The sequence below is a fragment of the Streptomyces spinoverrucosus genome (assembly GCF_006539505.1).
Classification (GTDB): Bacteria; Actinomycetota; Actinomycetes; order Streptomycetales; family Streptomycetaceae; genus Streptomyces; species Streptomyces spinoverrucosus.
Genome location: NZ_BJND01000020.1, coordinates 52038 through 75411 on the forward strand (window position 1 = coordinate 52038; position 23374 = coordinate 75411).

23 protein-coding genes are annotated in these 23374 nt (G+C 70.6%); 16 read left to right on the forward strand and 7 right to left on the reverse strand.

The genetic code is table 11. The annotated features are described in order from the left end of the window. The 3 genes from SSP24_RS14815 to SSP24_RS14820 are packed head-to-tail and all read left to right on the forward strand — an operon-like array spanning position 1 to position 2115. Positions 1 to 1599, forward strand: a complete 1599-nt coding sequence (locus SSP24_RS14815) for a polyamine aminopropyltransferase (RefSeq protein WP_141309988.1) — start codon at positions 1 to 3, stop codon at positions 1597 to 1599. After that, complete coding sequence (locus SSP24_RS44905; RefSeq protein WP_268255095.1) at positions 1584 to 1715, forward strand: hypothetical protein; 132 nt, start codon at positions 1584 to 1586, stop codon at positions 1713 to 1715. The genes SSP24_RS14815 and SSP24_RS44905 overlap by 16 nt, the downstream gene beginning before the upstream one ends. Before the next feature lie 28 nt (positions 1716 to 1743). After that, positions 1744 to 2115, forward strand: a complete 372-nt coding sequence (locus SSP24_RS14820; protein ID WP_141309989.1) for a DUF2255 family protein — start codon at positions 1744 to 1746, stop codon at positions 2113 to 2115. 10 nt (positions 2116 to 2125) lie between these two features. On the opposite strand, the gene SSP24_RS14825 is transcribed toward SSP24_RS14820, so the two are convergent. From SSP24_RS14825 to SSP24_RS14840, 4 genes are all read right to left on the reverse strand, one after another. Then, on the reverse strand, positions 2126 to 5338 hold the full coding sequence (locus SSP24_RS14825; RefSeq protein WP_141309990.1) for a family 78 glycoside hydrolase catalytic domain: 3213 nt from the start codon (positions 5336 to 5338) through the stop codon (positions 2126 to 2128). Between the two features lie 179 nt (positions 5339 to 5517). Then, the gene (locus tag SSP24_RS14830) at positions 5518 to 6549 is read right to left on the reverse strand and encodes an NAD(P)/FAD-dependent oxidoreductase (RefSeq protein ID WP_141309991.1); all 1032 of its coding nucleotides are present in this window, start codon (positions 6547 to 6549) and stop codon (positions 5518 to 5520) included. Then, positions 6546 to 7061: an isoprenylcysteine carboxyl methyltransferase family protein gene (locus SSP24_RS14835; protein WP_141309992.1), complete on the reverse strand. Its 516-nt coding sequence runs from the start codon at positions 7059 to 7061 to the stop codon at positions 6546 to 6548. Before SSP24_RS14835 ends, SSP24_RS14830 begins: the two co-directional genes overlap by 4 nt. 9 nt (positions 7062 to 7070) lie before the next feature. Continuing rightward, entirely contained in the window at positions 7071 to 8222 is a 1152-nt protein-coding gene (locus tag SSP24_RS14840; protein ID WP_141309993.1) for a type III polyketide synthase, read from the reverse strand. A 100-nt stretch (positions 8223 to 8322) separates the two neighbouring features. Here SSP24_RS14840 and SSP24_RS14845 point away from each other — a divergent pair, with 100 nt between their 5' ends. Next, positions 8323 to 9132 carry a UbiA family prenyltransferase gene (locus tag SSP24_RS14845; RefSeq protein WP_229865667.1) on the forward strand — a complete coding sequence of 270 codons (810 nt, stop codon included), beginning with the start codon at positions 8323 to 8325 and terminating at the stop codon, positions 9130 to 9132. Positions 9133 to 9161: 29 nt separating this feature from the next. Here SSP24_RS14845 and SSP24_RS14850 read toward each other — a convergent pair whose 3' ends face one another. Then, a complete protein-coding gene (locus tag SSP24_RS14850) occupies positions 9162 to 9653 on the reverse strand; it encodes a hypothetical protein (RefSeq protein WP_141309994.1) in 492 nt (163 codons plus the stop codon). A gap of 220 nt (positions 9654 to 9873) precedes the next feature. On the opposite strand from SSP24_RS14850, the gene SSP24_RS14855 reads away from it, so the two are divergent. From SSP24_RS14855 to hypA, 9 genes are all read left to right on the forward strand, one after another. After that, complete coding sequence (locus SSP24_RS14855) at positions 9874 to 11493, forward strand: hypothetical protein (protein ID WP_229865631.1); 1620 nt, start codon at positions 9874 to 9876, stop codon at positions 11491 to 11493. Further along, positions 11480 to 12025: a hemerythrin domain-containing protein gene (locus tag SSP24_RS14860; protein WP_141309995.1), complete on the forward strand. Its 546-nt coding sequence runs from the start codon at positions 11480 to 11482 to the stop codon at positions 12023 to 12025. The genes SSP24_RS14855 and SSP24_RS14860 overlap by 14 nt, the downstream gene beginning before the upstream one ends. Then, positions 12022 to 13110 carry an NADH-quinone oxidoreductase subunit B family protein gene (locus SSP24_RS14865; protein ID WP_141309996.1) on the forward strand — a complete coding sequence of 363 codons (1089 nt, stop codon included), beginning with the start codon at positions 12022 to 12024 and terminating at the stop codon, positions 13108 to 13110. The genes SSP24_RS14860 and SSP24_RS14865 overlap by 4 nt, the downstream gene beginning before the upstream one ends. Before the next feature lie 80 nt (positions 13111 to 13190). Further along, entirely contained in the window at positions 13191 to 14990 is a 1800-nt protein-coding gene (locus SSP24_RS14870; protein ID WP_141309997.1) for a nickel-dependent hydrogenase large subunit, read from the forward strand. Continuing rightward, positions 14983 to 15603 carry a NifU family protein gene (locus SSP24_RS14875; protein WP_373306751.1) on the forward strand — a complete coding sequence of 207 codons (621 nt, stop codon included), beginning with the start codon at positions 14983 to 14985 and terminating at the stop codon, positions 15601 to 15603. The genes SSP24_RS14870 and SSP24_RS14875 overlap by 8 nt, the downstream gene beginning before the upstream one ends. Then, complete coding sequence (locus SSP24_RS14880; RefSeq protein ID WP_141309999.1) at positions 15600 to 16196, forward strand: DUF5947 family protein; 597 nt, start codon at positions 15600 to 15602, stop codon at positions 16194 to 16196. The genes SSP24_RS14875 and SSP24_RS14880 overlap by 4 nt, the downstream gene beginning before the upstream one ends. A 22-nt stretch (positions 16197 to 16218) precedes the next feature. Beyond that, positions 16219 to 16425 carry a hypothetical protein gene (locus tag SSP24_RS14885; RefSeq protein WP_141310000.1) on the forward strand — a complete coding sequence of 69 codons (207 nt, stop codon included), beginning with the start codon at positions 16219 to 16221 and terminating at the stop codon, positions 16423 to 16425. Positions 16426 to 16482: 57 nt separating this feature from the next. Continuing rightward, positions 16483 to 16632: a hypothetical protein gene (locus tag SSP24_RS42835; protein WP_167529589.1), complete on the forward strand. Its 150-nt coding sequence runs from the start codon at positions 16483 to 16485 to the stop codon at positions 16630 to 16632. 7 nt (positions 16633 to 16639) lie between these two features. Then, positions 16640 to 16987: a hydrogenase maturation nickel metallochaperone HypA gene (gene hypA, locus SSP24_RS14890; protein WP_141310001.1), complete on the forward strand. Its 348-nt coding sequence runs from the start codon at positions 16640 to 16642 to the stop codon at positions 16985 to 16987. Positions 16988 to 17057: 70 nt separating this feature from the next. On the opposite strand, the gene SSP24_RS14895 is transcribed toward hypA, so the two are convergent. After that, positions 17058 to 17453: a phage holin family protein gene (locus SSP24_RS14895; RefSeq protein WP_167529590.1), complete on the reverse strand. Its 396-nt coding sequence runs from the start codon at positions 17451 to 17453 to the stop codon at positions 17058 to 17060. Between the two features lie 147 nt (positions 17454 to 17600). Continuing rightward, on the reverse strand, positions 17601 to 19373 hold the full coding sequence (locus tag SSP24_RS14900; protein ID WP_167529591.1) for a thiamine pyrophosphate-binding protein: 1773 nt from the start codon (positions 19371 to 19373) through the stop codon (positions 17601 to 17603). Positions 19374 to 19623: 250 nt separating this feature from the next. Between SSP24_RS14900 and qcrB the strand changes: the two genes are divergently transcribed. The 3 genes from qcrB to nrfD are packed head-to-tail and all read left to right on the forward strand — an operon-like array spanning position 19624 to position 23370. Continuing rightward, a complete protein-coding gene (gene qcrB / locus SSP24_RS14905; RefSeq protein ID WP_229865662.1) occupies positions 19624 to 21258 on the forward strand; it encodes a cytochrome bc1 complex cytochrome b subunit in 1635 nt (544 codons plus the stop codon). A 16-nt stretch (positions 21259 to 21274) separates the two neighbouring features. Beyond that, positions 21275 to 22327 carry a 4Fe-4S dicluster domain-containing protein gene (locus SSP24_RS14910; RefSeq protein WP_141310004.1) on the forward strand — a complete coding sequence of 351 codons (1053 nt, stop codon included), beginning with the start codon at positions 21275 to 21277 and terminating at the stop codon, positions 22325 to 22327. Further along, positions 22324 to 23370, forward strand: a complete 1047-nt coding sequence (gene nrfD / locus SSP24_RS14915) for an NrfD/PsrC family molybdoenzyme membrane anchor subunit (RefSeq protein WP_174864651.1) — start codon at positions 22324 to 22326, stop codon at positions 23368 to 23370. Before SSP24_RS14910 ends, nrfD begins: the two co-directional genes overlap by 4 nt. Positions 23371 to 23374: the final 4 nt, after the last annotated feature.

The following is a 23374-nucleotide window of genomic DNA, read 5'->3' on the forward strand; positions in this document are numbered from 1 at the left end:
GTGAGTACCACCGCCCTGGATCGCACCGATCCGGCCGTCGCACCGCCGCCCGCGAGGTACTCGCGGGCGGCGCGTTTCCTGCTCCTGCTCGCGGTGTTCGTCTGTGCGGCCTGCGGTCTGGTCTACGAGCTGGCGTTGACCGCGCTGGGCAGTTACCTCATCGGCAACTCCGTGACGCAGACCTCCGTGGTCATCTCCGTCATGGTCTTCGCCATGGGCATCGGTTCCCTGGCCGCGAAGCCGATGCAGCGGCGCGCGGTCGGAGCCTTCGCTCTGCTGGAGGGGGCGCTGGCGCTCGTCGGCGGTCTGTCGGTGCTCGTCCTGTACATCACGTTCGCCTGGCTGCGGATCTATATGCCGGCCATGGTGGCGATGTCGTTCGTCGTGGGCCTCCTCATCGGAGCGGAGATTCCGCTGCTGATGACGCTGCTGCAGCGGATCAGGCGGCAGGAGGCGGGCAGCGCGGTCGCCGACATGTTCGCCGCGGACTACGTCGGGGCGCTGGTCGGCGGGCTGTGCTTTCCGCTGCTGCTCCTGCCCACCTTCGGGCAGCTCAAGGGCGCGCTGGTGGTGGGCGCGGTCAATGCCGTGGCCGGTGTCGTTGTCGTCCTGTGGATCTTCCGCCGGGAGACGCGACGCGCCGTGCGCCTGGCGTTGCTGGCCGGGTCCGCCGCCGTAATCGCCATTCTGGGCACGGTCTATGTCCTCGCCGACGACATCGAGGTGACGGCGCGTCAGAAGCTGTACCGGGACCCGATCATCCACGCCGAGACGACGCCGTACCAGGACATCGTCATCACCCGGTCCACCGCGTTCACCGGCAGCCCCGACACCCGGTTGTTCCTCAACGGGGACCTGCAGTTCTCGTCCGTCGACGAGTACCGCTACCACGAGGCCCTGGTGCATCCGGCGCTGTCGGGGAAGCGTTCCTCCGTCCTGATCCTTGGCGGCGGGGACGGGCTGGCCCTGCGGGAGGTGCTGCGCTACGACGGCGTCGAGGAGGTCACGCTGGTCGATCTCGACCCGGCGATGACACGGCTCGCCCGCACCTTCGGGCCGTTGGCCGACCTCAACGACGACGCGTTCGACGATCCCCGGGTCAACGTCGTCCACGCCGACGCCTTCAACTGGCTGCGGGACGCCGGCCGGCGCCATGACGCGGTCGTCATCGACTTTCCGGACCCGGACACCGCCGCGCTGGCCAAGCTCTACAGCGTCGAGTTCTACCATCTGCTCCGGCACGTCCTGAACCCGGACAGCCGGGTCGTGGTGCAGGGCGGGTCTCCGTTCTTCGCCCCCAAGTCGTACTGGTCCATCGCCACCACGATCGAGCAGGCCGGCTTCCGCACCACCGAGTACCAGGTGGATGTCCCCAGCTTCGGCAACTGGGGGTACGTCCTCGCCGCCCCCGGCGCCGACGGCCCGCCGCCGACACTGCGCCTGGCCGCGGACGCCCCACCCCTGCGCTTCCTGGACGACGCCGTACTCAAGGCCGCCACCGTCTTCCCGGTCGACCGCCGCCCCCAGAACGTCCGGGCGAGCACCTTGATGGATCCGGCGGTACTCGAATACACACGGCACGAGTGGCAGAACTACTGATCCGTAGGGGCATCGAGGTCCTCACCCGCCTGGCCTTCTACGCCGGATGGCCCAACTCCATGACCACGATGAGCCAGCTCAAGGCGATCCTGGAGAACGCCGACCATTCCGGCTGAGGCTCGCTCTACGATTGGAGAAGCGCCGATGACGACATGGACGAGCGACGAGCTGTCCCGCATCGCCGAAGCCGACGAGTTGGAGATGGCGCCGCTGCGGCCTGAGGGCACCCTGCGCAGGCCGGTACCGATCTGGGTCGTCCCCGACGGTACCGACCTGTACGTCCGCTCCTATCGAGGTACCGACGGCACCTGGTGGCGCACGGCCCGCGCGAGCCACGAGGGGCACATCCGCTCCGGCGGCGTCGACAAGGACGTGACCTTCATGGAGGAGGCGGACTCCGAGGTCAACGACCGTATCGACACCGCGTACCGCACCAAGTACGGCCGCTTCGGCGGCGCCTACGTCGACCCCATGGTCGCGGCACGCTCGACGACGCTGAAGCTGGTGCCCCGATGAGCGAAGAGTCTCAATGCGGTCGATGAGCGCGAAACCGATAGGACCCCGACCCGACCTCGAACACGGCCGCTCCGCCCTCCATCCGGAGGAAGCGAACACCCTTCGCGGCATCGGCCCGTCGGCCGCCCTCGGTCACCGCCCAGCGGGTCGTCGCCGGCACATGCACCTCCGCGACGGTGTTGACCGGCACTGTCACCCTCAAGTCGACAGCGCCGTTGTGGGTGCTCCAACTCGACGACAGAGGGCCGTAGACGGTCTTGAGGCTTCCTGAGCCTTCCGTCAGGTTCCCGCCGGGCACCGGCGCGATCCGGGACCGCTTGTAGCCGGGCTCGATCGCGGAGAGGCCGCCAATGTTCTGGAACATCCAGTCCCCCACGGCGCCGTAGGCGTAGTGGTTGAAGGAGTTCATGTCGACCGGGCCGAAGCTGCCGTCAGGCATGATCGAGTTCCAGCGCTCCCACATGGTGGTGGCCCCGTTGACGACCTCGTAGCCCCAGGACGGGTAGTCCTTGTGCAGCAGCATCCTGTAGGCGAGGTCGTCCCGGCCGATCCTGCTCAACGCGGGCAGCAGCAGCGGCGTGCCGATGAAGCCGGTCCGCAGGTGGTAGTCGGTGAGCGCCAGTTTGGCCACGAACTTCTCGCCGACCTTCTCCACCAGTGGCGGATCCGAGACGAGGTCCATGCCGAGGGCCATCGCGTACCCGGTCTGCGAGTTGCCCTTCACCGTGCCGTCGGCCGCGACGTAGGTGGCGGTGAAGGCGTCGCGGATGTCGGCGGAGAGCTTGCGGTAGTCGGACGCCGCCCCTTCATCGCCCAGGGCCTCGGCCATCTCCGCCATCATGCGGGCGTTCTCGGCGTAGTAGGCGGTGCCCAGAATGCCCTGCTCGGTCGGGTCGTCCAGATGCAGCCAGTCGTTGGTGAAGAACGTGGTGCGGCCGGGTTCGAGAAGGTCCGGTCCCGCAGTGTCGCGCACGAACTGGAAGAACTTCTGCATGGCGGCGTAGTTCTCCCGCAGGATGCCGGTGTCGCCGTATGCGCGCCACACGGAGTACGGCACGGTGATCATCACATCCGACCACCCGACACCGCTGTCGCCGAACTGGCCCTGAGGGGTCGGTACGACCGCCGGCAAGTCACCGTTGACGTACTGGGAGTTGCGTACGTCCGCCATCCAGTGGGACAGGAACGCCCGGGTGTCCACCAGATAGTTGGCCGTCGGCGCGAACAGGCTGATGTCACCCGTCCATCCCAGGCGCTCGTCGCGGGCCGGGGTGTCGGTGGGGATGGACAGGAAGTTGCCCCGCTGGCTCCAGGAGATGTTGCTCACCAGCTGGTTGAGCATGCCGTCGGAGGTCTTCAGCGTGCCGGTGGACGGGAGGTCGGATCCCCACACGACGCCCTTGACGTCGGAGAGCGCAGGCGGCTCGTTCACCCCGGTGATCTCGATGTAACGGAACCCGTGCTGGGTGAACGTGGGCTCGTACGTCACCGTTCCGGACTCGGCGAACGTGTAGCGGTCGGTGACCTTGGCGCTGCGGAAGTTGTCGGTGTAGAGGGTGCCGTTCTTGTTGAGCACCTCCGCGTAGCGGATGCGGACCGTCTGACCGGCGGAGCCGGTCAGCCTGAGCCGCGACACACCGACCATGTTCTGGCCGAGGTCGTAGACATAGGTACCGACGGTGGGCTCGGTCATCTTCTGGGCCTTGAGCACTTGGGTCTGGCGCACCGGCTCGTCGCTCTGCGGGACCAGCAGCGCGGTACGGGACGGAAGGCTCGCTGCGGGCTCCCACGTCGCGTCGTCGAATCCCGGCCGGCTCCAGCCCGACGGTTCCAGACGGGCGTCGTAGGTCTCGCCGTCCTGCAGATCAGCCTTGACGTAGGGCCCGTCCGCCGCCTTCCACGAACCGTCCGTGACGATCCACTGGACCGACCCGTCGGTGTACGTGATGCGCATCTTCGCCACGAGAGCGGGCGTGTCCCCGTACTGACGGCTCCAGCCGAGCCCGACCTTGCCGGCCCACCAGCCCTCCGCCAGGGACGCGCCGATCACGTTGTCGCCGCCGTCGAGCAGCTTTGTCACGTCGTACGTCTGGGACTGGATGCGCTTGTGGTAGTTCGTCCAGCCCGGGGCAAGCACCTGGTCGCCGACCGGCTTGCCGTTGATCTCCAGCTCGTAGAGGCCGAGCGCCGAGGCGTAGACCCGCGCGGAGGCGACCTCCTTGCCGGACTCGGTCGCGAAGTCCTTGCGCAGCTGCGGCTGCGGCCGGGCTGCGGGTCCGTAGAGGGCGTCCGTGGTGCCGGACACGACGAGGGCGGAGTCGACGATGTCGCCGCCGGTGAACGGGTTCCGGCCGGACGCGAAGTCGGTGTCGAGCAGCGTGCCGCCATCGGCGCCGGTCACGACCGCGTCGTAGACCGTCCCCCGTTCGCCGCAACACGCGTGTGTGCGGAAACCGATGTAGCCCTTGGTGAACGTGGAGTCAGTAAAGGTGTTGACCAGCTTGCCGTCGAGCGTCGTCTTGATGGTGCTGCCCACCACGTCGTAGCGGACGGTGTGCCGGCCGGCGAGGAGACTGGCGTTGGTGAAGCCGTAGGGCGCGAGATCCACCTGCTGAACCACGGAGTAGGAGCCCTTGACCTGCTTGTGCAGTCTCAGCATCGGGGATGAACCCGTGGCGTTGAACTGCCACATGTACCCGTTGCTCACGTCCGAGGCACGCAGGAACATGCCGAAGGCAGCGCTGTCGAGCTCGAACTCGACCGTGGCGGTGTAGTCGGTCCACTTGTCCAGCTCGCTCGGAGCCGCACGGCGAGTGATCCACTGGGCACCGTCCCAGTCGCCGGCATCCAGCAGACCTGTCTCAAAGGACGCAGGCGCGCTCCACGGACTCGCAACTCCCTTGTCGTCCCAGGCCCGCACGCGCCAGTAGTAACGCGTGGCCGCCTCCAGGGCAGGACCGCCGTACCGCACGCCGACCTGACGGTCGGAGGCCACCCTTCCGGACGACCACACATCAGCAGACCCCGGCGTGCGTCCAACCTGGACTTCGTAGGCCTTCTGCGAAGTCGCACGCCGGACCGACTCCAACTGCCAGCCGAAGGCGGGGGCTTCGCCGCCGGTGCCCAGCGGGTTCACTCGACTGTTGGTGGTCAGAGCCTTCACGGTGAGCCGCGCGTCTCGCGCCGATGCCGCGCTGGACACGGACGCCGGTAGGGCCGTCATGCTTCCGAGTACGACAAGCACCAGGAAACCCCTCAGGAGCACGAGCAGGACTGAGCGCTTTTCGCCCATGGCAGCAACTCCGCATTGAATCGTTTCAAACACTCAGCTTGCCCGGACGCTACTGATATGGCGCGGAACACGTCAAGAGGCGGTAAGCAGTGGATTCGCGAACCGGAGTGTCATGCCAGTGCGTTCACCGCTGCCGCGAACAGGCGTGGCAGGCGTGCGGCCGTGGGCACGATGTGTGGGGAGAGCGTCGGCTGTTGACGGGCCCTCACCAGGAGTTCTGTCAGGAGCCGGTGGTGGCGGGTCGCTCGGCTCCAGTCGGTCTCGTAGCGGCTCGGTGTGCCCCGGCGCACGTTGGCGACCAGGGCTTGGGCGCCGGTGAGGGCGAGGGAGATGCCCTCGCCGGTCAGGGCGTCGATGTATCCGGCGGCGTCGCCGACGAGCAGGACCCGCCCGTGGGCGCGGGTACGGGCTCCCTGGCGCAGCGGCCCGGCGCCACGCACCGGGGTGACGGCCGCTTCCCGGGGCAGGCGGGCGACCAGTTCCGGGAAACTCTCCAGTTGGGTGGCGTAGGGGGCTCGCCGGGTCGTCAGCAGGGCGACGCCGACGAGGGCGGGGCCGAGCGGGGTGACGTAGGCCTCCGCGTGCGCTCCCCAGTGCACCTCGACGTAGGGCGACCAGGGGGGCACCGCGTAGTGTCGGCGCAGCCCGTATCGAGGCGTCCCCCGGGTCGTCGTCCCCAGACCGAGGGAGCGGCGTACGGGTGAATGCAGGCCGTCGGCGGCGACCAGCCACCGGGCGCGCAGACCGGTGCCGGGGACGGTCACGCCCGTGGTGTCCTGCCGTGCGTCCTCCACCCGCAGGGGCAGTACGGGCACGCCGGCGTCCAGGACGGCCTGGTGCAGGGCGTTGTGCAGGCCGGTGCGGCGTACGCCGAGGCCGGGACCGTGCCGGAACGCGGCTTGGACTTGACGGGATCCCTGGACGTAGCGGATGCCGGTGATGGGGTGGCCGGGGACCTCCAGGCCGAGGGCGGTGAGGGCGCGGACGGCGCCGGGCATCAGGCCCTCACCGCATGCCTTGTCGACCGGCGCCGGGCGTGGTTCGGCGATGACGGCGTCGAGGCCGGCGCGGGCGGCGTGCAGGGCGGTCGCCAGGCCGGCGGGTCCGCCTCCGGCGATGAGCAGGTCGTGGCAGCCGCTCACGCGGGCACCGCGTGGGTGAGGGCCGCGTTCTCGCAGCGGATGCGGACCGTGAGCAGGATCGCGTTGGCGACGGTGAACGCTGCCGCGGTCAGCCATGCGGTGTGTACGAGGGGCAGGGCGGCGATCTCGACGACGACCGCGAGGTAGTTGGGGTGGCGCAGGAAGCGGTAGGGGCCGGCGCCGACCAGACGGGCTCCGGGGACGACGATGACCCGGGTGTTCCAGTACGGCCCGAGTGTGGTGATGCACCACCAGCGAAGAGCCTGAGCGAGTACGGCGAGCGCCAGCATGGGCCAGCCCAGCGCGGGCAGGAACGGCCGGTCGGCGAGCGCGGGTTCGAGCAGACAGCACGCGAGCAGGCCCGCGTGCAGGGCGACCATGACCGGGTAGTGGCCACGGCCGTGCTCCACACCGGCGCGGGCAAAAGTCCAGGCCGCGTTGCGGCGGGCTACGACGAGTTCGGCGAAGCGTTCGGCCGCAACGGCGAGAACGAGGAGGACGTACCACGGCATGAGGGCCACTCACCAGCGCAGCAGGACGAGTTCGGAACAGAACCCGGGGCCCATCGCCATGAGCAGCCCCCAGGTGCCGGGTGCGGGCCGACGGCATTCCCAGGTGTTCTGCAGGATGTGCAGGACGGAGACGGACGACATGTTCCCCACCGTCGCCAGTGCCCGCCGCGTGGAGTCCAGGGCGTCGCCTGGCAGGCTGAGGGTGTCGGTCACGGCCGAGAGGATCCTGGGGCCTCCCGGATGACACACCCAGGTCCCGATGTCGTCGGTGGTGAGGCCGTGTGCGGCCAGGAAGGCGCGCACGTGTCGGCCGAAGTGGTCCCTCACGATGCCGGGAACACCGGGATCGATCACGACGCGGAATCCGCCGGCGCCGATGTCCCACCCGAGGAGCCTCTCGGTGTCCGGGTACAGGTGACTGCGGGTGGCGACCACCGAAGGCCCGGCCGCGTCCGGACCCGCGCTGTGGCTGTCATCGCCACTGCCACCGCCGTGTGCGACGAGCGCTGCCGCACCGTCACTGAACAGGGCACCGGCGACGAGGTTGGCGCGGGAGTCGTCGCGCTGCTGGAGCGTCAGCGAGCACAGTTCGACGGTGAGCAGCACAGCGGTGTCGTCGGGGTGTCCCCGTAGGTAGTCGTGCACCCGGGCAAGTCCGGCGGCGCCCGCCACGCAGCCCAGGCCGAACACCGGAAGCCTTTTCACGTCGGGCCGCAGTCCCATGCGTCCGACCAGCCGGGCGTCGAGCGACGGGGTGGCGACGCCGGTGATGGACGCGCACACGAGCAGGTCGACGTCGGACGGTCGGAGCTCCGCCTTCTTCAGCGCGCCGGTGAGAGCTTCCTCGCCCAGTTCGAGGCCCGCCGCCAGCCAGGCGTCGTTGCTCTGCCCGAAGTCGCCGAGAGCGGCGTACCGCTCGATCGGCAGGGCGAGATGGCGCGTGCGCACACCGGCAGACCTGTGCAGGCGGCGTAGCACGGCCCGGTCGGCGCCCGGGGGCAGGCACAGGTCGCCGATTCGCTCGGTGAGGTCGTCCTGGGCGTAACGGTGCGGCGGCAGCGCGGTGTGGACGGCGACGATCGTCGTCGCCGTGGAGGGCACGGTCGTCCGGGACGCGGTGGGCGGGTGGGGGACCTGATTGACGATCACAGGGACACGCATGTCCGTAATGCCTTCCTTGCCCTGGCTGCTGGACTACCTTGCCCAGGTGTCTCTCCACCCGTCTGGGGTCCTCTCGCGAACGACGCACCGTGTCCCGGTGCTGTTGCGCTCCTGCCATCTGGAACCGGCGCTCGCCGTGACAGTGTTCGTGACCGCCCTGGCCGTGGCGGCGGGCCGCGGGGTGGCGGGGTCGGCGGCGGTGGCCGCGGCCGTGCTGGCCGGTCAGCTCTCGATCGGCTGGTGCAACGACGCGGCCGACGCGCAGCGCGACGCGGTCTGCGGGCGCGCCGACAAGCCGCTGGCCACCGGTGAACTCCCGCCCCGCGCTGCGGTTGTCGCGGCCGGGACGGCGCTGGGGCTGTGCGTGCCGCTGTCACTGCTGAGCGGCGTCGCTGCGGGGGCGGCGCACCTGGGAGGCATGGTGGCCGCGGGCTGGACCTACAACCTGCGGTTGAAGCACACGGTGCTCTCACCGCTGCCCTATGCCGTGGGCTTCGGCTCGCTGCCTGCCTTCGTCACCCTCGGTCTGCCGTCACCGTCCTGGCCCGCCTGGTGGGCGGTGACGGCGGGGGCGCTGCTGGGCGTCGGAGCGCACCTGGTGAACGTCCTTCCGGACATCGAGAACGATCTCGCGACCGGTGTGCGCGGGTTGCCGCAGCGGCTGGGCGGTCCGGCCTGTCGGTGGCTGGCCCCGTGCGTGCTGCTGGCGGCTTTGGGCGTGCTCGTCGCAGGGCCGCCCGGGGCTGCGGAGACCTCGGACTGGGCGCTGGCGGCCGCGGCCGGGATCGTCGCGGCCGCGGGTACGGCCGTACCGTCGAGGGGCGGCAGCCGGTGGCCGTTCCGGGCGGCCATCGTGGTGGCGGCCATGGCTGTGGCACAACTCCTGGTGCAGGGGTCGGAGATGGCCTGACCAGGGTCCCGGCGAGCCCTGTCCTTCGCTCAGCCGTCGGCCTCGCCATCGGACCGGTCTGCGTCGATCGCCGGTTCCGGGGCCAGTCGGCCGGCCACCACCACCCCGTACAACACGTGGTCGAGCGCGATCAGGACACGCCACACCACCTTCCGGTGCTTCGCCTGTTCGATGCCGAGAAGGGGAGCGATCCCCATCTCGAAACCCAGCCAGAAGGCCAAACCGTAGACCGCGCCCGTCCCGGGGAATCGGCGGATCCGTGCGGGCAGCAGGCCGAAAGCCACGCCTCCGCCGGCGCCGTACGCCCAGTGGAGCAGTTCGGTCACCGCCTCGCGATGGTGCTCGTCCAGGCGCGAGAACAGCGCCGGCGCATGCCTCTCCACGATCGCCTCCGGTGGCGTCCTCTCCTCGGGAGCGACACCGGCCGCCACCGTGCGGCTGCCCGTCATCGCCATGGCCGCCACCAGGCCGCGTGCCCCGGCACGGCTGATCGACGACCACGTCCTGTCCGGTCTGGCCACGGCTTTCACCTTCCCCGCGTTCCGGCAATATGCCGGGAGTACCCCATTTCACGCAGCCGAACCCGCTCGTCACGGCGCCGCACTGGAGCACTGGCTGCTCGGCAGGCGGCGCCCGCTCCCTCGGACGGCTCAAAGCGGGTGGGCCGCAGGGGGCGGGGAGGAGTGATCGCTGCGACGGTGGTGGAAGGGATGACTCCGCGTACAGATCCGAGGAGGCGGGATGGCGGAAGCTCTCGTGGGGAGCGGCATGCCACCCGCTGCTGCCGAGAACGGCGTGAGAGAGCCGTCCGACGACTCCGCAAACGCCTTCGCGCAACTCCGTGCCGTCGCCGACGCCGTCCTGTACGAGGGCTATCTGCTCTATCCCTACCGACGGTCCTCTCCCAAGAACCGCGTCCGGTGGCAATTCGGCGTCCTGTTCCCCAGGAACTGGGTGGAGCATGAGGGCCCCGTCCCTCCCGGCATCTCCGGTTCCGCCGACTCCTGGTACCAGCGGACCGAGTGCCTGGTGGTCGGTCGGCGGCCCGACGCGCTCGTGCGGGTGGGCGTGCGATACCTGCAGATGCAGCACAAGCAGGTGGAGGAGGCCGATCGGCACGGGCGGTACCGGCCCGTCGAGTCGCTGCGCACGGACGACGGAACCATCCACCTGACCTTCGTCGAGGCCGTGCCGCACGAACGGGACGTCGTCGTTCGGCTGGACGAACTGGTGCGGGAGGAGCACACCTTCCCCGTTGGCTCGTCCGACGGAGAGGAGATCGAGCCCCTCCCCGGGGGCACCGGGCGGTTGGTACGGCGGCGGGCGGCCGTCGGCGCGACCAGCACCGTCCGTGCCGAGAGAGTCGAAAAGGACGTCTACCGGCTCCGGATCCGCACCGAGAACACGGAGTCCGCACCGGATTCCCACGCCGCTCGCGACGAGGCGCTGAGCCACGCGCTGATCGCCACACACACGCTCATCGGCGGGGACGGCGTGGAGTTCCGCTCGCTGATCGATCCACCGCCGAGCCTTGAGGGACATGCCCGCGACTGCCGTAACGCATTCACTTTCCCCGTCCTCGGCGGCGGATCATCCTCAGCCGTGCTCTCCGCACCGATCATCCTTCCCGACCACCCGCAGGTGGCTCCGGAGAGCCCGGGGGATCTCCACGACGCTGCGGAGATCGACGAGATCCTGACCCTGCGCACCCTGCTCCTCACCGACGAGGAGAAGCGCGAGGCGCGCGCCACCGACCGCCGCGCCGCCGAGATCCTCGACCGGGTCGAGACCATGCCCCCGGAGGTCTTCTCCCGGCTGCACGGCGCCATCCGCTCCCTTGTGCCCGCCCCGCCCGGCGTCCCCAGTGCGGCCACACGTCCGGCCGTCTCCCCTTGCCCCGAAGGTACGGCTCCATCCACCGCATCCACCGCACCGAGGGACCCGGCGCGGCCGACGTGGTGGCAGGAGGGCGCCGACGACGACCTGTCTCCGGTGACCGACACGGTCCTCGTCGACGGTGTGCCGGTGGGGAACGGTCACCGGGTGCGGCTTCGCCCGCGCGTCCGGGGGGCCGACGCCCAGGACATGTTCCTGGCCGGGCGGACCGCCCGGGTCGCGGCGGTCTTCCACGACGTGGACGGCGGCGTGTACCTCGCCGTCACGATCGACGACGATCCGGCGGCGGAGCTGCACGACTGGTACGGCCGCTACCACTACTTCCGGCCCGATGAAGTCGAGCCGCTCGCGCCCCTCGACGTCACGGGTCGGCCCACGACGCCCGACCCGCCCCGGCTGCCGCACGAGCGGCCCCGACAGCCGGCCGACGGGCCGGAGAAGGGACGGTCCGATGGACGGTCTTGAGGTGCTGGTGCACGACCATCGCATGGTGGAGCAGCTTTTCCGCGACTACTACTCGGCCGCCTCCCCCACGCAGCGGCGCGCAGTGGTGGAACTGCTGATCCGCGAGCTGTCCAAGCACGCGGCGCTGGAGGAGCTCATGGTCTACCCCCTTGCCAGGAAGGTCCTGCCGGACGGCAAGCGGCTGGTCGACGACCATCTCGGCGAGCACATGGCCGTCAAGGAGACCCTCGCTGATCTGGACCGGCTCGGCGAGGACGACGAGCGCACCGACGAGCTGATCGCGCGGCTTCGGCGCGACGTCGAGGCGCACGTGCTTGAGGAGGAGGGCGAGTTCATGCCCAAACTGCGCGAGGCCGTCGACCAGCAGCGGCTCGACGAGCTGGGGCGGATGCTCGTGAAGGCCAAGCAGACGGCGCCGACTCGCCCGCACCCGCACGCGCCGGACCGGCCGCCCATGCTCACCTTCGCGGGGCCGGTGGCCGCGGCGTACGACCGATTCAGGGACCGACTGCAGCGGAGGCCCAGGACATGACGACCGCGAGCGGCACCCAGGAGGTCGCCACCGAACCGAGCCGGGCCGAAGCGCGCAACGGCTTCGACGAGATCAACATCCTCTGGATCTCCGAGGGCATGAGCTGCGACGGCGACTCCGTGTCCCTCACCGCGGCCGGCCAGCCGGCGATCGAGGACCTCATCCAGGGCCTTGTCCCCGGGCTCCCGAAGGTGAACCTGCACAACAAGGTGCTCTCCCCCAGCCTCGGCGGCGAGGACTTCCTGGCCCCGTACCGCGCGGCGATCCGCGGCGAGCTCGCGCCGTTCATCCTCGTCATCGAGGGCTCGATCCCGAACCAGAACATCATCCAGGGGGAGGGTTACTGGACGTCGTTCGGCAATGACCCGGGCACCGGCCAACCGCTCACCCTCAACTGGTGGATCGACCGGCTGGCCCCGAAGGCGTGGGCGGTGGTCGCCGCCGGCACCTGTGCCACGTACGGCGGCATCCACGCGATGGCGGGCAACCCGACGGGCTGCATGGGCCTGGCCGACTACCTCGGCTGGGACTTCAAGTCGGAGGGCGCCCTGCCGATCGTCAATGTCCCCGGCTGCCCCATCCAGCCGGAGAACTTCATGGAGACCCTGATCTGGGTCCTGTACCACGCGGCCGGCGCCGCCCCGGCACCGCCGCTCGACCACATGCTGCGCCCGCAGTGGCTGTTCGGCAAGACCGTGCACGAGGGCTGCGACCGCGCCGCGTACTACGAGCAGGCCGACTTCTCCAAGGACTACAACTCCCCCAAGTGCCAGGTGAAGGTGGGCTGTTGGGGTCCCGTGGTGAACTGCAACGTGCCCAAGCGCGGCTGGATGGCCGGCATCGGCGGCTGTCCGAACGTGGGCGGCATCTGCATCGGCTGCACGATGCCCGGCTTTCCCGACGCGTTCATGCCGTTCATGGACGAGCCGGCCGGCGGGAGCCTGTCGTCGATCCTCATCAAGCCCTACGGGGCGGTCATCCGCCGCCTGCGCGGCATCACCAACATCGCGGTCAACCGCGAGCCCAAGTGGCACCACAACAAGCCGGTCCTCACCTCCGGCTACGACCCGCACTGGCGTCCGTGACCGTGGCCCCGTGCCCCATGGACCCCGCACCACCGACCGCCGAACACAGCGAGCAGCGAGCAGCGAGGGCAGGAACGCACATGACCACAACCGAGGACCGGGCCCGGGCGGGCGAGCGGAGACCTCCGGAGCTCGTCGACATGTCCTGGGACCCCATCACCCGGATCATCGGGAACCTCGGCATCTACACGAAGATCGACTTCGCCAACCGGGAAGTCGTGGAGTGCCACAGCACCTCGTCCCTGTTCCGCGGCTACTCCGTCTTCATGAAGGGCAAGGACCCACGCGACGCTGGTTTCATCACCTCGCGCATCTGCGGCATCTGCGGCGACAACCACACCACCTGCTCCAACTACGCGCAGCAGATGGCCTACGGCATCAAGCCGCCGCCGCTGGCGGAGCACATCACCAACCTGGGCGAGGCCGCCGAGTACATGTTCGACCACACGATCTTCCAGGACAACCTGGTGTTCGTGGACTTCTGCGAGGCGATGGTCAAGGCCACCAACCCGAGTGTGCTGGCGCGGGCCGAGCAGTCCGAGGCGCCCCGCGGGCACATCCACGGCTACCGGACCATCGCCGACATCATGCGGGCCTTCAACCCCTTCGAGGGCGAGGTGTACAAGGAGGCCCTCAAGGTCAGCCGGGTCACACGCGAGATGTTCTGCCTCATGGAGGGGCGCCACGTCCACCCGTCGACGATGTACCCGGGCGGCGTCGGCACGATGCCGCAGCCGACGACGTTCACCGACTACCTGTCCCGCCTGATGAGGGTCCTCGACTTCATCAAGCAGGCCGTGGCGATGAACGACGACGTGTTCGACTTCTTCTACGAGGCCCTGCCCGGCTACGAGGAGGTCGGCCGCCGCCGGATCATGCTCGGCTGCTGGGGCGCCTTCCAGGACCCGGACGTGGTCGACTACCGCTACGAGACCATGAACGACTGGGGCAAGGCGATGTACGTCACCCCCGGCATCGTCCTCGACGGCGAACTGGTCACCAACAACCTGGTCGACATCAACCTCGGGATGCGCATCCTGCTGGGCAGCTCCTACTACGAGGACTGGGTCAACGAGGAGCCGTTCGTCACTCACGACCCGCTCGGCAACCCGGTCGACATGCGGCACCCCTGGAACCAGACGACGGTACCGGTGCCGCAGAAGCGGGAGTTCGACGCCAAGTACAGCTGGGTCATGAGTCCGCGCTGGTACCACAAGGAGAGCGGTGAGCACCTCGCCCTGGACACCGGCGGCGGCCCGCTCGCCCGCTTGTGGTCCACGGCGCTCAACGGCCTGGTCGACACACCGTACATCAAGGCCACCGGGCACAGCGTGCGCATCTCGCTGCCCAAGAGCGAGAAGCTGCCGGAGACGGCGCTGGAGTGGCACATCCCCCAGTGGAGCAACACCATCGAGCGGAACCGCGCCCGGCCCTATTTCGTCGCCTACGCGGCCGCGATGGCATTGCAGTTCCTGGAGGAGGCCATGCAGCTGGTGCGGGCCGGGAAGACCAAGGTCTACGAGGACTTCGAGGTGCCCGAGGAGGCCATCGGCTGCGGATTCCACGAGGCGGTGCGCGGGGTCCTCTCCCACCATCTGGTGATCAAGAACAAGAAGATCGCCAACTATCACCCGTACCCGCCGACCCCGTGGAACGCCAGCCCCCGCGACAGCTACGGCACCCCCGGTCCGTACGAGGACGCCGTCCAGGGCCAGCCCATCTTCGAGGAGAACGGGCCGGAGGACTTCAAGGGCGTCGACATCATGCGCACCGTCCGCAGCTTCGACCCGTGTCTGCCCTGCGGAGTCCACATGTACCTGGGCAAGGGCAAGACGCTCACCACGCTGCACTCCCCCACCTATGGAGCGTCCCATGGCTGAGCCGGTTCACCCGGCCGTTCATCCGGCCGTCGGGGAACCGGCCGATGGGACTGTCCTGCCCTGGCGGTTGAACGACGGCGAGGTGATGGCGCGTCTGGCCCGCATCGACGAGGTGCTGGAGAAGGTCGGCATCACGCCCGGTCCCACGGCTCAGGCGGCCCTCGACGCGGTCCGCGCGCTGACCGAGGTCTACGGCGAGGCGCTGGCCCGGGTGCTGGACCTTGCAGACCCCGCGCTGCGCGCACGCCTGACCGGCGACGAGTTGCTGGACCACCTGCTGGTGCTGCACGACATCCACCCCGAGCCGCCCGAACTCCGAGCCTCCCGGGCCGTCGAGCGGCTCCGGCCCGCCCTCCAGGAGCGCGGCGGTGATGTGGAACTGGCCGGCGTGGAGGGCCCGGTCGCCCGGGTCCGCCTTCGTACCCCCGGATGCGGGTCCGGGTGCGGGTCGGCGTCCGCCGGGTTCGAGGAGGCCGTTCGGGAGGCGGTCCTCGCCGCGGCGCCCGAGCTGACGGCCGTCGAGCCGGTGCCGGAGCCGGAGTCCGCGAAGGCCGCGTTCGTCCCCCTGGACACCGTGCTGCGCCGGCCTGCCCAGCCGCAGGGGGCACCGTGACCGTCGGCGGCGCCCTGAGCCGGATGATCCGCTCGTCCGCCGACCGGCGCACGGGAGACGCCGAGGAACGCTGCGACCTGTGCGGCGCGCCGATCGCCGCCGACCACCGGCATCTGTACGACACAAGCCGCGAGGAGGCGCTGTGCGCCTGTCGTGCGTGCTCGGTGCTCTTCGTGGAGGACGGCGCGGGCGACGGCCACTACCGGCTGGTTCCGCAGCGGCGCGTGAGGCTGGCGGCGGTCGAGACGGGACCGCTCGGTGTCCCCGTCGGTCTGGCGTTCTTCGTGCCCCGGACGGACGGCAGCGTGTCGGCGCACTACCCGAGCCCAGCGGGCGCCACCCGCTGGGAGGTGGACGCGGGCGCCTGGCAGGAGACGGTGACGAAGTGTCCGGAGCTGGCCGGCGTGGAACCCGAGGTGGAAGCGCTGCTGGTGAACACCGCGCGGTCGTTGCGACAGCACTGGATCGTACCGCTCGACGACTGCTTCCGGCTGGTCGCCCTCGTGCGCCGGGAGTGGCGGGGGCTGTCCGGCGGTGGCCGGTTCTGGCCCGCCGTCGAGCAGTTCTTCGCCGAACTGACCGAGCGGCCGTAGGGCCGCGGGAGAGGAGAACGGCATGGGCACCATCAAGGTCGGCAAACCCCAGGCGAAGCCGGACACGCCCACCCACGTCCACGGCATCCGCCAGGGCAACAAGGGCCCGTACCAGCACCAGCCGGGACACCACGAGGACGGCACCGCCGACGCACGCCGGTCCACCGGGATCCACTGGAAGCGGCACAACGCGATCATGAAGATCATGCCGAGCATCTCCCCCGGATGAGGACCCGGTCGAGCGACGGCGGAAAAGACACAGGCTACGAGCGAGCAGGGAGCGGCGATGACGGCCAGACGGATCCTGATGGCGGAGGCGGTGCTGGTGGGCGGTGCGCTCCTGGCACTGATGGTGAAGGAGTTTCCGGGAGCGGTACGCGAAGTGCGGATCTGGCGGATGGCCGGTTTCCACGTCGGTTCCCGGCACCCGCGCTGAGCCGACGGTGCACGAGCTGTCGATCGCGACCGCGATCGTTGACCGGGCCGCCGAGCTGGCGCGTGCGGACGGGACGGACGCCGTCGCGGCGGTGACCGTCCGGGTGGGCGAACTGTCGGGCGTGGTTCCCAAAGCCCTCGACTTCGCCTTCGAGGTGGCCCGCGACGGCACCGCCCTGGCCGAGGCGCGGCTGGTCGTCGAGGCGGTGCCCGCGCGCGCCTGGTGCGAGCCGTGCGCGGCGGAGTTCCCGGTGGGCATGCCGCCGTTCTTCTGGTGCCCCGGCTGCGACCGTCCCTCGACGGCGCTGCGGAGCGGGCGGGAGCTGGAGATCAGCCGCATCGAACCGAGGGCCTGAGGGCCCGAGCGGAGCGATTGCGCCGACGTGGGCCGACCGCGTCGCCGTCAGTGGTAGTCGTTTCCTCGTCTCAGGAAGCCTCAGGACCGGCGTCCTCGCCGCCGCGCATCGGCGCGTGTTCCTGCTCCAGCTGTCCTGCCTCCTTCTCCATGGCCCCGGCGGTGGCCTGCGCCCCGGCGCGGATCCGGTTGCGGGCCGCCATGCCGAGGGCCGCGGCGCCACAGGCGTACGCGCAGGTCAGAGCTACCGCCGCTTTCCCCCTCGGCAGTACGGACTCGACAGCCCGCAGCAGTGCCTCGTGCGCCGCCCACAGGGCGAGCACACCGCAGGTGCCCGCGCCCGCGAGCAACAGTCCGCCCGCCCCGAACCGCTTGAGCGCGGTCACGGCCTCGTCCTGGATCGCCCTGACCTCCCGCCGGGCCAGTTCAGCGGTGTCCTCGGCCAGCCGGGCCGCGGCATCACCCATGCGGCCCCCTGCCGATGCGGCTTCGTCACCTCGGGTGTGCATCGCCGTCTCCTGCCTGCCGTTCCCAAACCACCCGCCGGCCTCGTGGTCGCCGACTCCGGACCACACGCAGTACCCAGGCAGCGGGTCCTTATCACCCAGTGGAGATCACCGGCTCATGCCGAACACGCCTCCGATCGCCGCGCTGATCCTCCGCCGCACGGAGCCACCGGCACGAGGCCTGAGCGACGGCCCCCGGGCGCCCACCGAGCCGTCGAGATCCGCCCAGTCCGGTGGCGTGTCCCCGTCGACCATGAACTCCAGGAGCGTCGGCCCGCGCCCGGCGAGCGCGTCCTCCCAGGCGGCACCCACCTGCGCGGGCCGGTCGCAGCGGGCACCGGGCAGGCCGAGCAGCCGGGCGTACTGCGCGTACGACACGGCGGGGACCTCGCCGGTCGCCGGGATGCGCGGGTCCCCGGCCGCTTTCCGGCGCTCCCAGGTGAGCCGGCTGAGGTCCTCGTTGTTGAAGACGCAGAAGATCGTCGGTGGCAGGGCGGCGAACCGTTCGAGGTGCCGCCGCACGGTGATCAGCTCGTTCATGCCGCCCGCTTGCAGGGCTCCGTCGCCGACCAGGGCGATCACCGGCCGTTCGGGGAAGGCCAGCCGGGCGGCCACGGCGTAGGGAACGGCCGCTCCGGGGGTGGCCAGGTGTCCCGAAAGGATCGAGCGCATTCCGTTGCGCAGTTCCAGGTGACGGCTCCACCAGTCGAGGGCGGAGCCGGAATCGGTGACGACGACGGACCGGTCCGGCAGCCGGGCGGACAGCTCGGCGACCACGGAGCGGGGGTTGATCGCCATGCCGAAGAACCGGTGGGCTTTCGCGTGGCCCTCGGCATGCCATTCCCGGACGGCGCGCTCGACGTTCGTGCGCCAGCCACGGCCGGACTTGCGGTGCAACAGCGGGATGAGCATCTCCAGAGCCGTGGCGACGTCGCCGGTCAGCCGCACGTCGGGGGACGCGTCACCGCCTTCCGGGGAGGACTCGGCGTCGGCGTCGACGGTGACGATCCGACGCGCACCGGACTCGGGCACCGGGCCGACGTCGAAGTCCTCGGCGCCGATCAGCAGCAAGGTGTCGCAGTCGCGAACCAGGACAGCGGCGACCGCGCTGCCGAAGGGGCCCGCCACGCCCGCGACGTAGGGCAGGTCGTCGGGGAGAACGTCCCGGGCCGGCGACGTCTTGGCGACACCGGCGGCGAGAAGCTCGGCAACGCCCACGACGTGGCCGGATGCCCGCGCGGCACCCGGGCCCACGACGACCGCGACCCTGCTGCCCGCGTTCAGGACATCGGCCGCCCGGCGTAGGTCCCGCTGGTCCGGCGACCGCAGCGGCAAGGAGGGGCGCACGGGAGCGCCTTCGTCCGCGCTCAGGCCCCGAGGCGCCCGAGCCTCAAGGACGGAGCTGGGAACGATCAACGTGGCCACGCCCCGCTCGGACAGCGCGGCTCCGAAGGCACGGTCCAGCGTGTCCCCCACCACGGTCGGGTCGGAGACCGGCTCGCAGTACACGGACACCTCGGCGAAGTGGTGGGGCGTCCGGATGGCCGACCGCCGGGCGCCGACCGCGGGCGGCGATTCCTGGCCGACCAGGGCCACCACCGGCCGGCGGTCCAGTGCCGCGTCGTACAAGCCGCTGAGGAGGTGGAGTGCGCCGGAGCCGGACGAAGCGAGGCAGCAGCCCACCCGTCCGGTCAGCTTGGCGTGGGCGCATGCCATCAGGGCGGCCGACTCCTCGTGCCGCACGTGCAGGAATTCCGGTGTCTCGCTTCCCTCGGTCAGAGCGGTGACCAAGGGGTCCACGTCCCGGCCGGGGAGGCCGAACACCCGGTCCACATCCCACGCCCGCAGACGTGCCGCAAGGAACTGAGAGACGCTGGCCACGTGGACCTCCCGCGCCGTGGGCCCGACGGTCGTACGACCGGGTAGCCCGCGGCCCGCACCACAAACAGAAGCATGATCACTGGCGCACCCCGCCTCACTCGCCACTCTCCGCCCACCGTCAGTCCCTCCGACGCCGTTTCAGCCGCGCGAGCCCAGGGCACCCGTGGCAGGCTCGAAAACGGACAGTCGGCGACTGGTCACGCGACGCAGTCGCCGCAACGGGCGGCAGGAGGGCGAACGCGCCGTGGCGGTGGCTGGCGAGGACGGATCGAGTCGGTCCACCGCGCGTGGCGAACGGGTGGTGAGCGCGCTCGACAAACGTCTGCCGGTCAGTCAGGCGGGCCGGGAGTTCCTGCGCAAGGCGTTCCCCGACCACTGGTCGTTCCTGCTGGGCGAGATCGCCCTGTACAGCCTGCTCGTGCTGGTCGCGACAGGCGTCTTCCTGGCTTTCTTCTTCCACCCCTCCATGGCGAAGCAGTCGTACACCGGTTCGTACGAGCCGCTGCAGGGCGTGCTGATGTCGGAGGCCTTCGCCTCGGTCATGCACATCAGCTTCGACGTGCGCGGCGGTCTTCTGATCCGGCAGATCCACCACTGGGGCGCACTGGTGTTCGTCGCCGCGATCTGTGTGCACCTGCTGCGGATCTTCTTCACCGGCGCCTTTCGGCGGCCTCGGGAAGCGAACTGGACGATCGGCGTGACGCTGTTCCTGCTGGCTGTGCTGGAGGGCTTCTGCGGCTACTCGCTCCCCGACGACCTGCTCTCCGGGACCGGCCTGCGCACCACTCAGGGCATCGTGCTGTCGATCCCCGTCGTCGGCACCTATCTGTCGTTCTTCGTCTTCGGCGGCCAGTTCCCCGGGCACGAGATCATCCCGCGCCTGTACGTGGCCCACATCCTGCTGCTGCCCGGACTGCTGCTGGCGCTCGTCACGGTCCACTTGACGTTCATCGTCTATCACAAGCACACCCAGTGGGCCCTGCCCGGCCGGACCAACCGGAACGTGATCGGCAAGCCCTTCTACCCGCAGTACACGACCAAATCCCTCGGCCTGTTCTTCGCCGTGGCGGGCGTGCTGACCCTGCTTGCGGCCCTGTTGCAGATCAACCCGATCTGGGCTTTCGGCCCCTACCGCGCCGACCAGGTCTCCATCGGCTCCCAACCGGACTGGTACGTCGGTTTCCTGGAGGGCGCCCTGCGCCTGATGCCCGCCGCGGAGACCGACGTCGCCGGGCACACCGTCGTGTGGGACGTCTTCCTGCCGGGTGTGGTGCTGCCCGTCACCTTGTTCCTCGTCCTCTACAGCTATCCGTATTTCGAACGGTGGATCACCGGCCCCGCACCCGAACAGCACCTGTGCGACCGCCCGCGCAACCAGCCCACCCGCACCGCCCTGGGCGTCGCCGCCGTCTCCGCCTACGCCGTCCTGCTCATGGCGGGCGGACAGGACGTCATCGCGTTCGTCTTCGGCATCCGGCTGGAATGGGTGACGTACACCCTCCGCACCGCCCTGTTAGTGCTGCCGTTCCTGGCCTACCACGCCACCAAACGGGCCTGCCTGGGGCTGCAGGCGGCCGACCGAGGGCGCCTGCTGGAGGGGCGGGCCGCCGCCGAGGTGCGGCAGACCGCGGACGGCGGCTACCAGCAGGCGCGGACGCTGCTGCCGCCGGCCGAGGTCTATCGCATCCTCGTGCGTGACGAGCCACGGCCGCGGGCACACGGCACGGAGGTGTGGCGCTGGTTCCGCAAGCACCGCATCAGGAACGCGCTGAGCCGGTGGTACTTCGGCAAGCGGGTGGAACTGCCGGCCACCGACTGGCAGCGGCAACGCGTCGAACTCGTGCGGGCCGCCCCCGGTGCGGCGGAGGAGGCCGACGACACATGACCGAGGAGGTCACGGCATGACGGATGACACCGACGCGTCGGCGGCAACGCCCGGGCGGAGCGAGGATCCGGTCCGGGGCAGTGCGCTGTTCGGCCCGCAGCCCGACGTGGCAGGAGAGGCCGGGTACACCGACGCACCGGCCCGCGTGGGCTTCTTCACGGACACCTCCGTGTGCATCGGCTGCAAGGCGTGCGAGGTGGCGTGCAAGGAGTGGAACGCGATCCCGGAGGACGGCCTGGAGCTGACCGGCATGTCCTACGACAACACCCAGGGACTCGGTGCCAGCACCTGGCGGCACGTGGCCTTCATCGAGCAGCGCAAGCCGCTGGGCGGTCAGGAGCCCGGCGTCGGCCACGAGGACATCGACGTCTTCGCGGCCGCCGGGAACCTGGGCACCTCCCCCTCCTCCCCCGGCCCGGGCGCCACGGCTCCCGAACCCGGCTCCGCTCCTGCGGGCGCGCCGGCAGGAGAGATCTCGCCCGTCGCACCCGACGGACGCACCGAGTTGCGCTGGCTGATGTCCTCCGACGTGTGCAAGCACTGCACGCACGCGGGCTGCCTCGACGTGTGCCCGACCGGGTCGCTGTTCCGCACCGAGTTCGGCACGGTCGTCGTCCAGGAGGACATCTGCAACGGCTGCGGCTACTGCGTCCCGGCCTGCCCGTACGGCGTGATCGACCAGCGCCGGGGCGACGGGCGCGCCTGGAAGTGCACCCTGTGCTACGACCGCCTCGGCGTCGGCATGGAACCGGCCTGCGCCAAGGCGTGCCCCACGGACTCCATCCAGTTCGGCCCGCTGGACGAGCTGCGGGAGCGGGCGGCGGCCCGGGTCGCGCAGCTGCACGCGGCCGGGGTCACGGACGCGCGCCTGTACGGCGAGGACCCGCAGGACGGCGTCGGCGGCGACGGCGCGTTCTTCCTGCTGCTGGACGAACCGGAGGTCTACGGCCTGCCGCCCGACCCGGTCGTCACCACCCGCGACCTGCCCGCCATGTGGCGGCACGCGGCGGCCGCCGCCGCGTCGCTCGCCGCGATGGCCGTTCTCAGCTTCGTCAGGAGGCCACGATGACCGGGTCCGACGTAACCCGCGACGGGATGGAGGGCGCCCACCCCGGACGCGACGCCCTCACCGGAGCCTCCACCGGGCGCCGACGGCGGCGCCGCGGACGCGGTGAGCAGGCGATGGTGCCCGACGCCGAGTTCTCCTCGTACTACGGCAAGCCGATCCTGAACAAGCCGACGTGGCGGCCGCTGGACATCGCGGGCTACCTCTACCTCGGCGGCCTCGCCGGGGCGTCCTCACTCCTGGCCGCAGGTGGTCAGGTCACGGGCCGCCCGGGGCTGGCCCGCGTGGCGAAGCTGGGCGCGGCCGGAGCGATCTCGATGTCCCTGGCCGCGCTCGTGCACGACCTCGGACGCCCCGCCCGCTTCCTCAACATGCTCCGCATCTTCAAGCCAACCTCCCCCATGAACCTGGGATCGTGGCTGCTGGCGAGCTACGCGCCGCTCACGGTGGCCGCCGCTGCCGCCGACGTCGCGGGCCGCCACCGGATCGTCGGTGCCGCCGCCACGGCGGGCGCCGCAGCTCTCGGCCCGGCGGTCGCCACCTACACCGCCGTGCTGTTGGCCGACACCGCCGTGCCGTCGTGGCACGAGGGGCACCGGGAGATGCCGTTCGTCTTCGCGGGTTCGGGCGCCACCGCGGCCGCCGGGCTGGCCCTGGCCTGCGCGCCGTTCCGGCAGACCGGACCCGCGCGCCGTCTGGCGGTGCTCGGCGCGGGACTGGAGCTGGGCGCTTTCCAGCTGATGAAGCGGCGTATGGGCCTGGCTGCCGAGCCGTACGAGAAGGGCAAGCCTCACTGGCAGCTGCGGTCGGCGGAGGTGCTCACCGCGGGCGGTGCGGTGCTGGCCACGTACGCGGGCCGGCCGGGCCACACGGGCGGCCGGGCCCGACTGCTCGCCGCGTCGGCGGGTGCGGCCCTGCTGGCCGGTTCGGCGGCCCTGCGCTTCGGCGTGTTCCACGCCGGTGTGGCCTCCGCGGAGGACCCCAAGTACACCGTCGTACCGCAGCGGGAACGTCTGACGTCCCGAGCCCGCTCCGACGGCGACTGACTGC

Bases quoted from the DNA above. Each gene is read 5' to 3' on its own strand.
- SSP24_RS14910 (WP_141310004.1), top strand. From the start codon at position 21,275: ATGACGGATGACACCGACGCGTCGGCGGCAACGCCCGGGCGGAGCGAG.
- SSP24_RS14840 (WP_141309993.1), bottom strand. From the start codon at position 8,222: ATGCGTGTCCCTGTGATCGTCAATCAGGTCCCCCACCCGCCCACCGCG.
- SSP24_RS14870 (WP_141309997.1), top strand. From the start codon at position 13,191: ATGACCACAACCGAGGACCGGGCCCGGGCGGGCGAGCGGAGACCTCCG.
- nrfD (WP_174864651.1), top strand. From the start codon at position 22,324: ATGACCGGGTCCGACGTAACCCGCGACGGGATGGAGGGCGCCCACCCC.
- SSP24_RS14885 (WP_141310000.1), top strand. From the start codon at position 16,219: ATGGGCACCATCAAGGTCGGCAAACCCCAGGCGAAGCCGGACACGCCC.
- SSP24_RS14860 (WP_141309995.1), top strand. From the start codon at position 11,480: ATGGACGGTCTTGAGGTGCTGGTGCACGACCATCGCATGGTGGAGCAG.
- SSP24_RS14875 (WP_373306751.1), top strand. From the start codon at position 14,983: ATGGCTGAGCCGGTTCACCCGGCCGTTCATCCGGCCGTCGGGGAACCG.
- SSP24_RS42835 (WP_167529589.1), top strand. From the start codon at position 16,483: ATGACGGCCAGACGGATCCTGATGGCGGAGGCGGTGCTGGTGGGCGGT.
- SSP24_RS14895 (WP_167529590.1), bottom strand. From the start codon at position 17,453: ATGGGTGATGCCGCGGCCCGGCTGGCCGAGGACACCGCTGAACTGGCC.
- SSP24_RS14820 (WP_141309989.1), top strand. From the start codon at position 1,744: ATGACGACATGGACGAGCGACGAGCTGTCCCGCATCGCCGAAGCCGAC.
- SSP24_RS14825 (WP_141309990.1), bottom strand. From the start codon at position 5,338: ATGACGGCCCTACCGGCGTCCGTGTCCAGCGCGGCATCGGCGCGAGAC.
- SSP24_RS14865 (WP_141309996.1), top strand. From the start codon at position 12,022: ATGACGACCGCGAGCGGCACCCAGGAGGTCGCCACCGAACCGAGCCGG.
- SSP24_RS14835 (WP_141309992.1), bottom strand. From the start codon at position 7,061: ATGCCGTGGTACGTCCTCCTCGTTCTCGCCGTTGCGGCCGAACGCTTC.
- SSP24_RS14855 (WP_229865631.1), top strand. From the start codon at position 9,874: ATGGCGGAAGCTCTCGTGGGGAGCGGCATGCCACCCGCTGCTGCCGAG.